The sequence below is a fragment of the Enterobacter sp. NFIX58 genome (genome assembly GCF_900110475.1).
GTDB classification, from domain to species: Bacteria; Pseudomonadota; Gammaproteobacteria; order Enterobacterales; family Enterobacteriaceae; genus Enterobacter; species Enterobacter quasiroggenkampii.
The window spans coordinates 102424-117322 of sequence record NZ_FODW01000007.1; the positions used below are offsets into that span (position 1 = coordinate 102424).

The window sequence follows — 14899 nt, forward strand, 5'->3', positions numbered from 1 at the left end:
AGAAAGGTTTAGTGCGCGCGGCCCTGCTCAACGCCAAGACCGGTTTGTGAACGAATAAACTGGGCGCGGAATTTCTCGCGCTCCAGGTTACCTTCCGGCGAATTGTCGGTAGCCGAGAAGACCCAGATACCGATAAACGCCACGGCAATGGAGAACAGCGCCGGGTATTCATACGGGAAGATGGCACTGGCGTGACCGAGGATCTGCACCCAGATCGTCGGGCCCAGAATCATCAGGATCACCGCCGTCAGCAGCCCCAGCCAGCCGCCAATCATCGCGCCACGGGTGGTCAGTTTCGACCAGTACATGGAGAGCAGGATGATCGGGAAGTTACAGCTGGCCGCAATGGAGAAGGCCAGCCCCACCATAAAGGCGATGTTTTGCTTCTCGAACAGAATGCCCAGCAGGATCGCCACAACGCCCAGCACCAGCACGGTGATTTTGGAGACCTTCAGCTCATCGCGCTCGCTCGCGCCTTTGCGGAAGACGTTGGCGTAGAGGTCATGCGAAACCGCCGACGCCCCGGCCAGCGTTAAACCCGCAACCACCGCAAGAATGGTGGCGAAGGCCACGGCAGAGATAAAGCCGAGGAACAGGTTGCCGCCCACCGCGTCGGCCAGATGCACCGCCGCCATGTTATTGCCGCCAATCAGCGCGCCCGCGGCATCTTTAAACGCCGGGTTTGCACCCACCAGCATGATCGCGCCAAAGCCGATGATAAAGGTCAGGATATAGAAGTAGCCCATGAAGCCGGTAGCGTAGAAGACGCTCTTGCGCGCTTCACGCGCATCGCTCACGGTGAAGAAGCGCATCAGAATGTGCGGTAAACCTGCGGTACCAAACATCAGGCCCAGACCGAGCGACAGGGCAGAAATCGGGTCTTTCACCAGCCCGCCCGGGCTCATAATGGCTTCTCCTTTCGGGTGGACCGCCATGGCTTCGGTAAACAGATTATTGAAGCTGAACCCGACGTGCTTCATCACCATAAAGGCCATAAAGCTGGCGCCGAACAGCAGCAATACCGCTTTGATGATTTGCACCCAGGTGGTGGCCAGCATGCCGCCGAACAGGACATACATCACCATCAGCACGCCCACCAGCACCACCGCGATGTGGTAGTTCAGGCCGAACAGCAGCTCGATCAATTTACCCGCGCCTACCATCTGTGCGATCAGGTACAGCGCCACTACCACCAGCGAACCGCAGGCGGAGAGGGTGCGAATCGGCCCCTGCTTCAGGCGATACGAGGCCACGTCGGCGAAGGTATAGCGACCCAGGTTGCGCAGGCGCTCGGCAATCAGGAACAGAATGATCGGCCAGCCGACGAGGAAGCCGAGGGAGTAAATCAGGCCGTCATAGCCGGAGGTGTAGACCAGTGCGGAGATCCCGAGGAACGAGGCGGCGGACATAAAGTCACCCGCAATCGCTAGGCCGTTCTGGAAGCCGGTAATGTTGCCGCCTGCGGTGTAGTAGTCGTTACGGGAGCGCACGCGTTTCGACGCCCAGTACGTAATGTACAGCGTCAGCACCACGAAAATCAGGAACATGATAATCGCCTGCCAGTTGGTTGGCTGGCGCTGTACCTCGCCGGTAATGGCATCCGCCGCGTGGGCGGCAAAGGGAAGTGTGGCGGCTAGCGCCGTCAGGACTCGCTTCATGATGCTTTTACCTCTTGCAGTACCGCTTTATTAAGGCGATCGAACTCACCGTTCGCGCGCCAGACGTAGACGCCGGTGAGCACAAATGAAATCACGATCACGCCAATGCCAATGGGAATACCGCGCGTCACGCTGGTCCCCTCGTGCAGCGGGGTGCCCAGCCAGTGCGGCGCAAAGGCGATCAGCAGAATAAAGCCGACATAGATAATCAGCATGATGATGGAAAGGGTGAAGGCAAACCGTTGCCGCTTATCGACGAGCTCCCTGTAGTGCGCACTATTCTCTATCTGCTGACAAATATGGTCATTCATCACAGAGTCTCCAAAGGTAAGGTTGGTTTGTTTTTATCCCCTCTCCCCTATGGGGAGAGGGTGAGGGGAGGAAGGTGCGGTCTGATGCCCTCACCCCGGCCCTCTCCCACGGGGAGAGGGAGAAAAGATTACGATGGCATTGCGATGGCCTGCTTCTCTTCGAGCAGTTTTTCCACCACGCCAGGATCCGCGAGCGTTGAGGTATCACCGAGGTTGCTGGTGTCCCCTGCCGCGATTTTGCGCAAGATACGGCGCATGATTTTGCCGGAGCGGGTTTTCGGCAGCGAGTCGGTCCAGTGCAGCACGTCCGGCGTGGCCAGCGGGCCAATCTCTTTACGCACCCAGTTGCGCACTTCGGTGTACAGCTCTGGCGACGGCTCTTCCCCATGGTTCAGAGTGACATAGGCGTAAATCGCCTGGCCTTTGATGTTGTGCGGAATACCGACAACGGCCGCTTCGGCAATCTTCGGATGCGACACCAGCGCCGATTCAATCTCCGCGGTGCCCAGACGGTGGCCGGAGACGTTCAGCACGTCGTCCACGCGTCCGGTGATCCAGTAATAACCGTCTTCATCACGGCGCGCGCCGTCGCCGCTGAAGTACATGTTTTTAAAGGTCGAGAAGTAGGTCTGCTCGAAGCGATCGTGATCGCCGAACAGGGTACGCGCCTGACCCGGCCACGAGTCCGTGATCACCAGGTTGCCTTCGGTGGCCCCTTCCAGTGGGTTGCCTTCGTTATCCACCAGCGCAGGCTGCACGCCGAAGAACGGACGGGTTGCCGAGCCTGCTTTCAGCTGCGTGGCGCCCGGCATCGGGGTGATCATGAAACCGCCGGTTTCGGTCTGCCACCAGGTGTCCATGACCGGGCATTTCTCGTTGCCGATTTTCTTCCAGTACCACTCCCAGGCTTCCGGATTAATCGGCTCGCCCACGGAACCAAGGATGCGCAATGAAGAGCGGTCGGTGCCTTCGATGGCTTTATCGCCTTCCGCCATTAATGCGCGGATCGCCGTTGGCGCGGTGTAGAGAATATTGACCTGATGCTTGTCGACGACCTGACACATACGCGCCGGGGTCGGCCAGTTGGGTACGCCTTCAAACATCAGCGTTGTTGCGCCACAGGCCAGCGGGCCGTACAGCAGGTAGCTGTGCCCGGTGACCCAGCCCACGTCGGCGGTGCACCAGTAGATGTCGCCCGGGTGGTAGTCGAAGACGTATTTGAAAGTGGTGGCCGCGTAGACCAGATAGCCGCCGGTGGTGTGCAGCACGCCTTTCGGTTTGCCGGTTGAGCCAGAGGTGTAAAGAATGAAGAGCGGATCTTCCGCATTCATCTCTTCAGGCTGATGCTGGTCGCTCGCTTTTTCAATCAGGTCGCTCCACCACAGGTCGCGCCCCTCGTGCCAGTCGATTTTGCCGCCGGTACGCTTAAGGACGATGACGTTGCTGACCGTTTTGACGTTCGGGTTTTTCAGCGCTTCGTCGACGTTTTTCTTGAGTGGGATACCGCGTCCTGCACGCACGCCTTCATCGGCGGTGATCACCAGTTTTGAGCTTGAATCGACAATACGACCCGCAACCGCCTCTGGCGAGAACCCACCAAAGATAACCGAGTGAATGGCGCCGATACGCGCGCAGGCCAGCATGGCCACCGCCGCTTCCGGCACCATCGGCATATAGATTGCGACCACGTCGCCTTTTTTAATGCCTTTTTCCAGCAGGACGTTGGCAAAGCGGCACACGTCGCGGTGCAGTTCTTTATAAGTAATATGTTTGCTCTGCGAGGCATCATCGCCTTCCCAGATAATCGCCGTCTCGTTCCCGCGTGCGGCAAGGTGACGGTCAAGGCAGTTCGCCGCCAGGTTCAGCGTGCCATCTTCATACCATTTAATGGAGACGTTACCGGGCGCAAAGGAGGTGTTCTTCACCTTCTGATAAGGTTTGATCCAGTCCAGGATATGGCCCTGTTCACCCCAGAAGGTGTCCGGGGCGGTGATAGATTGCTGATATTTCTCGTGGTACTGCTCCGGGTTGATCAGGCAACGGTCCGCAATGTTTGCGGGAATGTCATGTTTGTGTATTTGGCTCATGGCTTTTTTTCTCCTTGTAAGATGTTAATAATATGTCGCAAAAACGTTAATAGTAGGGGCTTTACAAGCTTTGTTTATTATTTGGGCTACAGATCACGCATTGTTTGAACAGGTTGAAAAATGAGCGAATGAAACTTTGAAGGAAAATAATTTATGCTGACGATTATTCACATTTATGTTTAAAAAAGCGTTTTTATAACAAAAGGTTATTTATTAGAAACAGGAGAAACTCCCGTCACGGACGCTTTTACGAGTGAAATGCGTCGTTCTTTAAGGCTTGCGCAACAGGCCGCGCAAATGATACTCATACGCCGCGTTAAAAAATCCCATAAATCGACGCAACACAATTCATACCCTATCAGTATGTCCCCCTATTCATGCAGTTTGAGTGAATAAGGCGCTTCATTGAGGAAGTCAGTTTCTATGAAAAACGTTAAAGTCAGCCTGGCCTGGCAGATCTTAATTGCCCTTGTGCTGGGCATCCTGCTGGGCAGTTACCTCCACTATCACAGCGACAGCCGCGACTGGCTGATTGCGAACCTGCTTTCACCGGCAGGGGATATCTTTATTCATCTGATCAAGATGATTGTGGTACCAATTGTGATCTCGACGCTGGTGGTGGGTATTGCGGGCGTCGGCGATGCGAAGCAGTTAGGTCGTATTGGTGCGAAAACCATTATCTATTTCGAAGTGATCACTACGGTTGCGATCATTCTCGGTATCACCCTGGCGAACGTGTTCCAGCCGGGTTCCGGGATTGATATGTCGCAGCTGGCTACGGTGGATATTTCGAAATACCAAAGTACAACCGCTGACGTGCAGAGCCATGCACACGGCCTGATGGGCACTATCCTTTCTCTGGTACCGACCAACATCGTGGCCTCGATGGCGAAGGGCGAGATGTTGCCTATTATCTTCTTCTCGGTCCTGTTTGGTCTGGGGCTCTCCTCTCTGCCCGCGACGCACCGCGAACCGCTGGTGACCGTGTTCCGCTCTATTTCCGAGACCATGTTTAAAGTGACCCACATGGTGATGCGTTACGCGCCGGTAGGGGTGTTTGCGCTTATCGCCGTCACCGTGGCGAACTTCGGTTTTGCCTCCCTCTGGCCGCTGGCGAAGCTGGTGATTCTGGTGCACTTCGCGATCCTGTTCTTTGCGCTGGTGGTGCTGGGCATCGTGGCGCGTCTGTGCGGGCTGAGCATCTGGATCCTGATCCGTATCCTGAAAGATGAGCTGATTCTGGCCTACTCCACGGCAAGCTCTGAGAGCGTGCTGCCGCGTATTATTGAGAAGATGGAAGCCTACGGCGCGCCAGCGTCGATCACCAGCTTCGTGGTGCCGACCGGTTACTCCTTTAACCTGGATGGTTCCACGCTGTACCAGAGTATCGCCGCTATCTTTATTGCCCAGCTGTACGGCATTGATCTGTCGCTGTGGCAGGAGATCGTCCTGGTGCTGACGCTGATGGTGACCTCTAAAGGTATCGCAGGCGTACCGGGCGTGTCGTTCGTGGTGCTGCTGGCGACGCTCGGCAGCGTCGGTATTCCGCTGGAAGGTCTGGCCTTTATCGCGGGCGTGGACCGTATCCTCGACATGGCGCGTACGGCGCTGAACGTGGTGGGGAATGCTCTGGCGGTGCTGGTTATCGCCAAGTGGGAGCACAAATTCGATCGTAAAAAGGCGCTGGCGTATGAACGCGAAGTGCTGGGTCGTTTTGATAAGACTGCCGATCGCTAATCTCTTAAGCCCGGTGGCGCTGCGCTTACCGGGCCTGCGGGTCTTGTAGGCCGGGTAAGGCGAAGCCGCCACCCGGCACTTTACTCCCCGCTCAACGCATCAAACTCTTCACATCCCGTATCAAAACCTTCAGTACAGCTCAGGTTCAACCAGTACAGTGCTTTCTGCTTATTTGGCGTGATAAAGCCTTTCTCACCCTGCCTGAACAACATCCCTGCCCAGTACTCGGCATAGCCCGTACGCGAAAGGGCTGAACTTCGCTTGAACCACGAGGCGGCCTGCACGTCATCCTGCGCCACCTCTACGCCGTTGGCATAAATCAACCCCAGCAGCAGCTGCGCATCGACCGCAGAGTCACTGTCGATATCTTCGGTTGCCGTTTGCAACAGTCTGATAGCCTGCGGATAGTCCGTTTTCCCCGCCTGAGTATTCACCAGAATGCGCGCCAGCATGATCGCGCCGCGTTTGCTGCCAGCAATGTTTGCCTGTTGGGCCAGGGCTTTGGCCTGTGCGTAATCGCCCTGCGTAAAGAGGATTTGCGAGAGCAACCCCATGGCGTCGACATCGCCGCCTTTCGCGGCTTTCTCGGCCCACAGCGCGGCCTGCTTGCTGTCGCCGGAGCTGAAGTACGTATCGGCAAGATAATACTGGGCACGCGCATCACCGGCTTCCGCCTGTTTCCGATACTGGCTGCCTATCTCATCCGCGCGGGCGAAGGACGTTAAAAACACTAACAACAGAAAAATGGCTTTCATGGATTCTTATCATCTGGGTACACGCCGCGCAGTATAATCGCGGGCGCAAAAGAAAAAAATGGGTGCATTAAGACCTCAGCATCCTACAAGTCGGGCGGAACCGTTGTTCCGCCCATAGAGGTTAGCCTGGGTTGCAGGCTAATTTAGCCGCCACCTCCTGATGTTCACTCTTTATTGAAAACTCGCAGAGCTTACCGCGAGTAATAAAGGTAAAGATCACTATCGTCAGGCAAACAATAAAGACGATGCCTAACGCAGTTTTTAATGGCGTCATGCCTTTTACTCCTTGTCAAAAAAAGAATAAGAGGCTACTCTCAACCTGTTGGGAGTTGAGGGAGTAGCCTCGGGTAAATGAAAATTTCCCGGGGCTTTCTACTTTCTGTCCCTCAACAATGCTCAAGACAGAAAGTCTTAAGCACCCGCCGCATATCTTATCTCTCTGAATTAAAATGCAAAGATGTAATTTCTTTTCGCGAAAATTACATTATTTCTGCGAGCCGCTTTCCAGAATAATAATTTATATTTCTTATGAATTAATCGGAAATAAAAAGGGAGTGAATATATCACTCCCTTTATTCATCGATGAATTAACGGCTTCAACCCATTGCGCTTTCGCGCAGTCGGGCTTTTAGCTTGTTATATTCGTCGATCACGTACTGTTCTGCCGCGTGCTGATCCGCAATCGGCTCAACGTTGACGGCGCAGTATTTATACTCCGGCGTTTTGGTTATCGGGCTTAAATTCTCCGTTACCAGCTCGTTGCAGGCACCAATCCACCACTGATAGGTCATATAGACCGCCCCTTTGTTTGGACGATCGCTGACCTGCGCACGGGTGATGATCCGCCCTTTGCGCGAATTCACCCACACCAGCGCCTCGTCCTCAATACCAAGGCGTTCCGCATCGGCGGTGTTGATTTGCGCATAGCCGGGCTCGTCCGCCAGCGCGGCCAGCGCGGCGCAGTTGCCGGTCATCGAACGACAGGAGTAGTGGCCCACTTCACGTACGGTGGAGAGCACCATCGGATACTCATCGGTGAGTTTATCAATGGGCGCGACCCAGTCGCAGGTGAAGAATTGCGCCAGCCCGTTCGGGGTGTCGAATTTCTCCTTAAAGAGATAGGACGTGCCTTGATCGGCCTCCGACTCATCCCGGCACGGCCACTGGATGTATCCCAGCTCACCCATTTTTTCATAGGTGGCGCCGTAGAAGTCCGGACACAGGCTGCGCAACTCGTCCCAGATCTCCTGGGTGTTGTTGTAGTGCATCGGGTAGCCCATACGGGTGGCTATTTCGCTGATAATCTGCCAGTCCGTTTTCAGATCCCACTTCGGCTCGACCGCCTTGAAGAAGCGCTGGAAGCCGCGGTCGGCCGCGGTGTAGACGCCTTCATGCTCGCCCCAGGAGGTCGACGGTAAAATGACATCCGCCGCCGCCGCGGTTTTGGTCATGAAGATATCCTGGACAATCACCAGCTCCAGATCCTCAAACCCTTTACGCACCGCAGAGAGCTCGGCGTCGGTCTGAAGCGGATCTTCGCCCATGATGTAGGCCGCACGCACTTCGCCATGCGCCGCGCGGTGCGGCAGCTCGCTGATGCGGTACCCGGTGTGTTCCGGCAGGCTTTCCACGCCCCAGGCCTTCGCGAATTTGGCGCGGTTCTCCGGGAATTTCACGTACTGGTAGCCAGGATAAGTATCCGGCAGCGCGCCCATATCGCAGGCGCCCTGCACATTATTCTGACCACGCACCGGGTTCACGCCAACGTGGGCTTTACCCAGATTACCGGTCAGCATCGCGAGGCTGGTCAGAGAGCGCACGGTTTCCACGCCCTGGTAGAACTGGGTCACGCCCATGCCCCAGAGGATGGCGGCGGTTTTCGCCCCGGCATACATCCTGGCCGCCTGACGGATCGCCTGCGCACTGACGCCGGTTATCGCTTCAACCGACTCTGGCGTGTAGCCTTCGACTATTTTCTTATACTCTTCAAAGCCTTCCGTACGGGTCGCGACAAACGCCTGGTCGTACAGGTTCTCCTCAATGATGACGTGTCCCATTGCATTCAACAGCGCGATGTTCGAGCCGTTTTTCAATGCAATGTGCATATCCGCAATGCGCGCGGTTTCAATTTTGCGCGGATCGCAGACGATGATTTTCGCCCCATTCTGTTTAGCGCGAATAACGTGGTTCGCGACGATAGGGTGAGAATCCGCCGGGTTATAACCAAAGATGAAGACGAGATCGGTATTATCTATCTCGTTGATGGCATTACTCATTGCGCCGTTACCGACCGACTGGTGCAGACCTGCAACCGATGGGCCGTGTCAGACGCGAGCGCAGCAGTCGACGTTATTGGTACCAATAACGGCGCGCGCGAATTTTTGCATCACATAGTTGGTTTCATTTCCCGTCCCGCGGGAAGAGCCGGTAGTCTGGATGGCATCCGGGCCATACTTGGCCTTGATGGCGCTCAGGCGCGTGGCGACGTAATCCAGCGCCTCGTTCCAGGAGACGGCTTCCAGCTTGCCGCCGCGCTCGCGGCGGATCATAGGGGTTTTCAGGCGCGGGGTAAGGATTTGGGTATCGTTAATAAAATCCCAGCCGTAGTAACCTTTCAGGCACAGCGTGCCCTGGTTGGTTTTCCCCTGCGCGGCCTCCGCCCGGACGATTTTGCCGTTATCGACCACCAGGTGGATCTTGCAACCTGAGGCACAATAAGGGCAAACCGTGACGACTTTTTTCATCAGTCTGCTCCAGTTAATCGAATCGTTCGCACCCACTATGCAGCTTCTATGCCATGTTTTTTGTAGGGGTATACCCTGACTTTACGGCCCATTCGGGGTGAAAACCCTGACAAAAAGCAGTCAATCGTCAAAATTGACGTGTCGACAGGGCGGCGGATGTGACATGGGTTGAATTTCCGTCACTGAAAAAACCTTTTGACTGGAGCCGACGGCAGAATAGTTCAGACTTAACATAATCCCCTGACGGAAGCATACGATGAAACCGGCGATTCTGGTGGTTGATGACGATACGGCAGTCTGCGAACTGCTTCAGGACGTGCTGAGCGAGCACGTCTTTAGCGTGCTTGTCTGCCATAACGGCCAGGATGCGCTGCGCCAGGTGCAGCAGGAGCCGAATATCGCGCTTGTGCTGCTGGATATGATGCTGCCGGATATCAACGGCCTGCAGGTTCTGCTGCAGCTGCAAAAGCAGCGTCCGGCGCTACCGGTTGTGATGTTAACCGGCCTGGGCAGCGAGTCAGACGTGGTGGTGGGGCTGGAGATGGGGGCCGACGATTATATTGGCAAACCGTTCAACCCGCGCGTGGTGGTTGCCCGCGTGAAAGCGGTGCTGCGCCGTACGGGCGTGCTGGCGGCGGAAGCTCCCGCAGCGCCCGTCGCGGGCATTGCGTTTAACGGATGGACGCTTGATACCACCCGCTGCGAGCTGAGCGATCCGCAGCGTAATCCTGTGCCCTTAACCCAGGGCGAGTACGGCCTGCTGCTGGCGCTCACGCAAAATGCCCGTCGGGTGCTGAGCCGTGACAGGCTGCTCGAGCTGACCCACAGCGAAAGCGCCGACGTGTTCGATCGCACGATTGACGTGCTGATCATGCGCCTGCGCCGGAAAATAGAGGCTAACCCGCATCAGCCTGCGCTCATCAAAACGATCCGCGGGCTGGGTTACGTGTTTGCCACCGATGTGAGCCGGCCCGAACAGGCGGCATAAGGCTTACGTTATCGCCGGAACAATGATGGCGGCAAAGATTGCAGCGATGCACAGATACTTGAGGGCGTAATAGGCCTTACGGTTTCTTTTTTTCAGACGCTGCCCCCGCTCGCGACCTGCATGAACGTATTTAAAAATGCGGTTAATGCCACCAGTGCTGTCATTCTCGTCATTCGGTGAGCTGGCTGCAGACATTAGCGTGGTTCCCACCCAATGGTTAACCGCCTGCGCCCAGCGCCATTTCATCGGACGCTCAATATCGCAGAAGAGAATAATGCGCGTTTGATCCGTTTTATTCTCTGCCCAGTGGACGTAGGTCTCATCAAAAATAACGGCTTCACCATCCCGCCAGCTGTGGCGCTGCCTGTCGACTTCAATAAAGCAGCGATCGTCATTCGGTGTGAATAAGCCCAGATGGTAACGAACCGAGCCCGCGTACGGGTCCCGGTGCTTGCCAAGCTTCGCTCCCGCCGGCAGCTCGGCAAACATGGCCGCCTTCACTGAGGGGATTTCACTTACCAGCCGGGTCGTCACCGGGCATAAAGACTGCGCGGAGGGATGGGCATCGGCATACCACTTCAGATAAAAACGTTTCCAGCCGCGTTTAAAAAAGGTGTTAAAGCCAGCGTCGTTATTATTTTCCGCCGCCTTAATATGATGCTGCAAACGCAGGGCCTCTTCGCGAATAACCAGCCAGTTTTCCGTCAGCTTATTTAATTCCGGGAAGCGTTCTGTTTCAAAGAAAGGCTGCCTGGCGGGCAGGGAAGAAAACGCTGTCATAAACATATTGATGGGCGCCATGAACGTCGAATGGTCGAAGAGCTGACGAGAAAGCGTCTGTTTTTCTTTGCCGCGTGAATGCGCATAAATAACGCTGATAATGAAAATACCGATGATGATGGCTGCGAACATTTTTCCCTTGTCCTCTTTCTATCTCATTTCGGAAAAGCGTGCGGACAGTGTGCTGCCCACGCCGAATATGCCAGATGGAGAGAGTGTAGTTCAGGGATGTAAAATTCATAGAACTGTAATGAAATATCGCAATTATTGTTAAATTAAACGCTCTCGCGAATAAACGCCTGCAGCTCGGCCAGCGTTTTTGCGCCGTCAATCGCATTGGCGGCCAGCAGGCTTGCCCGCGCGCAGGCGTGCGCCAGATAAATACTCTCTGTCAGCGGCAGCGATTCATGGCAGCCGTATAAAAAGCCCGCGCAAAAGGCATCGCCCGCGCCGACGCTGCCGATAATCTCTTCCTGCTCCAGCATCCATGACGGGATCCAGCGACCCTCTTCACCGCGGGCTTCTCCCCATGCGCCTTCCGGACAGTGGATCACCACCCGCTGGCGTACGCCTGCCGCCAGCAGCTGCGCCGCGGCATCGGCGATATGGGCAATGTGCGGGGCGTCGTTTTCATCACGCATTGTCAGGCCGCTAAACTCACCGGCCTCCAGCTCGTTAATGACCAGATAGTCGAGATGGCGCAGGGCAGGGAGCACCAGCGGCTGATAGCGTGGGTCACCCTTGCGGGAAACCAGGTCGAGCGAGGTTTCATACCCCTGGTCACGCATTTGTGCCAGCAGCCGCGCGCTGCGGGTACCGAACTCGTCATCGGGCATATCCAGGCTGTCGAGCAGCAGGAGATAGCCGAGATGGAAGATCTTCATCGATCCGTCTAAGCGATCGAAAGCGGGAAGATCCAGCAGGCGGTTGGCCCCCGGTGAGTGGAAAAAGGTGCGCTGTCCGCTGGGATCGGTCATCACCTGCGACATGGAGGTTGGCGCAAAGGTGGTGCGCTGTACGCGCTGGCGGTTGACGTGGTACTGGTCGAGCATCGCCAGAATGTAGTCTCCGTCGCTGTCTTCGCCAATCAGCCCCACCGCCTGCAGCGGCAGGCCAACGTGCATTTTCGCCAGCGTCAGCAGGACGTTGAGCGGCGCGCCGCCGGTTGAGCGTTCGCTGTGGGTGATTTCCGCCAGCCAGCCGCGCTCCGGCCACTGCACGATCTGGTGGACGTGGTCCACCAGCATATTGCCTGCGGCGATGATGCCTTTACGTTCCATTATGCCTGCCCCGCGCTGCCGAAAATGCGCATCTGTTCGGCGACCGTATCCGTAATCGCCTCTTCTATGCCCAGCAGCAGCTCGGCAAACTCGTCGTAGAGCGGCTGGCGTTTTGCCATACGCTGCTCCACGGCGGCGAGCGCGGCCTGCGACATCCCGGTATAGAAATTGATTTTATGAATGCCCAGCTCAATGGCGCGGCGGAAGTCGGCATCGCTAATCCCGGAGCCGCCGTGTAAAACCAGCGGCAGTCCAGTCTGTTGACGAATGGCGTCCAGACGCGGGAAATCGAGCTTCGGCTCGCCTTTATACTTGCCGTGTGCGTTGCCGATGGCGACGGCCAGCGCGTCGATGCCGGTTGAATCGACAAATTCGCGCGCCAGCTGTGGATCGGTGAAGAAGGCTTCATCCGCATGTCCGTAAAGCGCGCCGCCTTCATCACCCCCGACCGCGCCCAGCTCCGCCTCCACCGAGACGCCCACCGCATGGCACATCTTCACCACTTCCCGCGTCTGGCGGATGTTTTCCTCATAGCTCAGCGTAGAGCCGTCGAACATCACCGAGCTGAACCCTAAGCGCAGGGCGCGCACCACCGCCTCGAAATGCAGGCCGTGGTCGAGATTGAGCACCACGGGAATGTCGTGACGGGCGGCTTCGAACTTCACCGCTTCGACAAGGGAATCCAGCGACACGTACTTAAAGTGCACTTCGGCGATGTTGATGATAAACGGCGAGCGCTCCTGCTTTGCGGCGGTGAACAGCGCGCGCAGGAAGTGGGAATCGAGCACGTTAAATGCGCCCAGCGCATAGCGGTGTTGTCTGGCGTGGGCAAGACCGTCGGCAAGAGAAATCAATGGCATCATTCACCCCTTATATCCGAAACAGGTTGTACTCGTTGCACAGCACCAGCAGCGCCGGCTCATCTTCTTCGATGTTGTTATAGCGGGCAACGGGCTGCAAAAAGTGGTTGTCGTGTTCATCGTCATTGACCGAGGACACTTCCCCGACCAGCACGTCGCCGAAGCCGCGTTCGCCCCAGAAACTGTGGTAAAGACCGGGCGTCAGGCAGATGCTTTCCCCTGGCGTGAGGCGCAGCTGGCTGCCGGGGGCGTGGGTTTGACGGCAGCCGTCGACGGTGACCGTCACGTCGGTGTTTTCCGTCTCTTCATGCGCCCCGGCATTCCATAATTCCACGATCAGATTCCCGCCGCCCCGGTTGATGATGTCTTCCCGTTTACGCCAGTGAAAATGCATCGGCGTGACCTGGCCGTCCCGCACGTGCATGATTTTTTCGGCATAGTTTTTTTCATACGGCACGCCGTTGGGCGAGCCGTTGCGCAGGGTAAACAGCGTCAGGCCCTCAGCGGCAAAGTTGTTGCCGCCGAATGCCGTCACGTCCCAGCCGAGCCTGAGGTCGAACACTTCCTGCCATGCAGCCTGATCAAGCTGCTGCCATTTCGTTGGCGGAAAGCTGGCAAAAGGCGGGAGATGCACGTCGTGCATGGAGAAAAACTGCCGCGTGTGGCCGAGGATTTCGTTAATGTCGGAGCGTTTCATGGGGACTCCTTGAAAACAGTTCCCTCTCCCTGCGGGAGAGGGAAAAGGATCATTTAACCGTCCACCCCTTATACGTGCCGACGTTCTTTTTATCGATCATCGTCACCGGGATCAGCACGGGCGCTTTCGGTGCAGGTTTGCCCTGGAGAATGTCATAGCCGATCTCCACCGCTTTTGCCGCCATGACCTGCGGATCCTGCGCCGGGGTCGCCACAAACAGCGAGTTTTCACGCTTCAGCGCTTCCTCACCGTCCGGTGAACCATCCACGCCAACGATAAAGAACTCATTGCGCTGCGCCTGTTTCGCGGCCAGATCGGCGCCGATCGCGGTCGGATCGTTAATCGCAAACACGCCGTCGATCTTCGGATTGGCCGCCAGCAGGGAGGTCATGACTTCCAGACCGCCTTCACGACTGCCTTTGGCGTTCTGGTTATCCGAGAGCACCTTGATATCCGGATGTTTTTTGAACTCCGTCTGGCAACCTTCCACGCGGTTTTGCACCGCAGAGACCGGCGGTCCGTTGATGATCACCACGTTGCCTTTCCCTTTCAGGCGGTCGGTAATGTACTTACAGGCCATCTCACCCGCCTGGGTGTTATCGGAGGTGATGGTCGCATCAGCCCCTTCCGCCGCGACGTCAACCGCCACGACCACGATCCCGGCGTCCTTCGCGCGCTTCACCGCCGGGCCGATCCCTTTGGAGTCCGCGGCGTTGAGGATGATCATGTCCACTTTCGCGGCGATGAAGTTGTCGATCTGCGCCACCTGCTGGCCCAGATCGTACCCGCTGGAGACCAGCGTCACCTTGACGTTATCCCCCGCCAGTTTGCGCGCTTCCAGCTCGGCACCTTTGGTGATCTGCACGAAGAACGGGTTAGCCAGGTCACCCACCGTCACGCCAATGGACTTCAGATCTTTCGCCTGCGCAAACGGCGTTGCGGCAAGCAGCGCGCCAGCACAGAGCGCGGTTACTAACGGTTTCAAACGCATCTTGTCTTCCT

Annotated in this window: 13 protein-coding genes; 2 read left to right on the forward strand and 11 right to left on the reverse strand. The window is 56.7% G+C overall.

Features of this window, described 5'->3' with window-relative positions:
• Positions 1–8: 8 nt before the first annotated feature.
• The 3 genes from actP to acs all read right to left on the reverse strand — a co-directional run bounded on the left by actP (position 9) and on the right by acs (position 4056).
• Complete coding sequence (actP, locus tag BMW97_RS21270) at positions 9–1658, reverse strand: cation/acetate symporter ActP (protein ID WP_045909181.1); 1650 nt, start codon at positions 1656–1658, stop codon at positions 9–11.
• Entirely contained in the window at positions 1655–1969 is a 315-nt protein-coding gene (locus BMW97_RS21275) for a DUF485 domain-containing protein (RefSeq protein WP_008503396.1), read from the reverse strand. Before BMW97_RS21275 ends, actP begins: the two co-directional genes overlap by 4 nt.
• Positions 1970–2097: 128 nt before the next feature.
• Positions 2098–4056 carry an acetate--CoA ligase gene (gene acs, locus BMW97_RS21280; RefSeq protein WP_045909182.1) on the reverse strand — a complete coding sequence of 653 codons (1959 nt, stop codon included), beginning with the start codon at positions 4054–4056 and terminating at the stop codon, positions 2098–2100.
• Between the two features lie 423 nt (positions 4057–4479).
• On the opposite strand from acs, the gene gltP reads away from it, so the two are divergent.
• Positions 4480–5793, forward strand: a complete 1314-nt coding sequence (gene gltP, locus BMW97_RS21285; protein ID WP_045909183.1) for a glutamate/aspartate:proton symporter GltP — start codon at positions 4480–4482, stop codon at positions 5791–5793.
• An 80-nt stretch (positions 5794–5873) separates the two neighbouring features.
• On the opposite strand, the gene BMW97_RS21290 is transcribed toward gltP, so the two are convergent.
• The 3 genes from BMW97_RS21290 to fdhF all read right to left on the reverse strand — a co-directional run bounded on the left by BMW97_RS21290 (position 5874) and on the right by fdhF (position 9292).
• On the reverse strand, positions 5874–6548 hold the full coding sequence (locus tag BMW97_RS21290) for a tetratricopeptide repeat protein (protein WP_023618154.1): 675 nt from the start codon (positions 6546–6548) through the stop codon (positions 5874–5876).
• Between the two features lie 121 nt (positions 6549–6669).
• Complete coding sequence (locus BMW97_RS21295) at positions 6670–6822, reverse strand: Hok/Gef family protein (RefSeq protein WP_045909184.1); 153 nt, start codon at positions 6820–6822, stop codon at positions 6670–6672.
• A gap of 322 nt (positions 6823–7144) precedes the next feature.
• Positions 7145–9292, reverse strand: a complete 2148-nt coding sequence (gene fdhF, locus BMW97_RS21300; RefSeq protein ID WP_082087749.1) for a formate dehydrogenase subunit alpha — start codon at positions 9290–9292, stop codon at positions 7145–7147.
• 256 nt (positions 9293–9548) lie between these two features.
• On the opposite strand from fdhF, the gene BMW97_RS21305 reads away from it, so the two are divergent.
• A complete protein-coding gene (locus BMW97_RS21305; RefSeq protein ID WP_045909185.1) occupies positions 9549–10280 on the forward strand; it encodes a response regulator in 732 nt (243 codons plus the stop codon).
• A gap of 3 nt (positions 10281–10283) precedes the next feature.
• Here BMW97_RS21305 and lpxO read toward each other — a convergent pair whose 3' ends face one another.
• The 5 genes from lpxO to BMW97_RS21330 form a co-directional block, all read right to left on the reverse strand.
• Positions 10284–11192, reverse strand: a complete 909-nt coding sequence (lpxO, locus tag BMW97_RS21310; RefSeq protein ID WP_008500041.1) for a lipid A hydroxylase LpxO — start codon at positions 11190–11192, stop codon at positions 10284–10286.
• Between the two features lie 143 nt (positions 11193–11335).
• Positions 11336–12340 (reverse strand): carbohydrate kinase family protein, encoded by a 1005-nt coding sequence (locus tag BMW97_RS21315; RefSeq protein ID WP_045909186.1) that lies wholly within the window; start codon positions 12338–12340, stop codon positions 11336–11338.
• Entirely contained in the window at positions 12340–13200 is an 861-nt protein-coding gene (locus BMW97_RS21320; protein WP_045909187.1) for a ketose 1,6-bisphosphate aldolase, read from the reverse strand. The genes BMW97_RS21315 and BMW97_RS21320 overlap by 1 nt, the downstream gene beginning before the upstream one ends.
• A gap of 10 nt (positions 13201–13210) precedes the next feature.
• Positions 13211–13897 (reverse strand): D-lyxose/D-mannose isomerase, encoded by a 687-nt coding sequence (locus BMW97_RS21325; RefSeq protein WP_045909188.1) that lies wholly within the window; start codon positions 13895–13897, stop codon positions 13211–13213.
• A gap of 49 nt (positions 13898–13946) precedes the next feature.
• Complete coding sequence (locus BMW97_RS21330) at positions 13947–14888, reverse strand: ABC transporter substrate-binding protein (protein ID WP_021242935.1); 942 nt, start codon at positions 14886–14888, stop codon at positions 13947–13949.
• Positions 14889–14899: the final 11 nt, after the last annotated feature.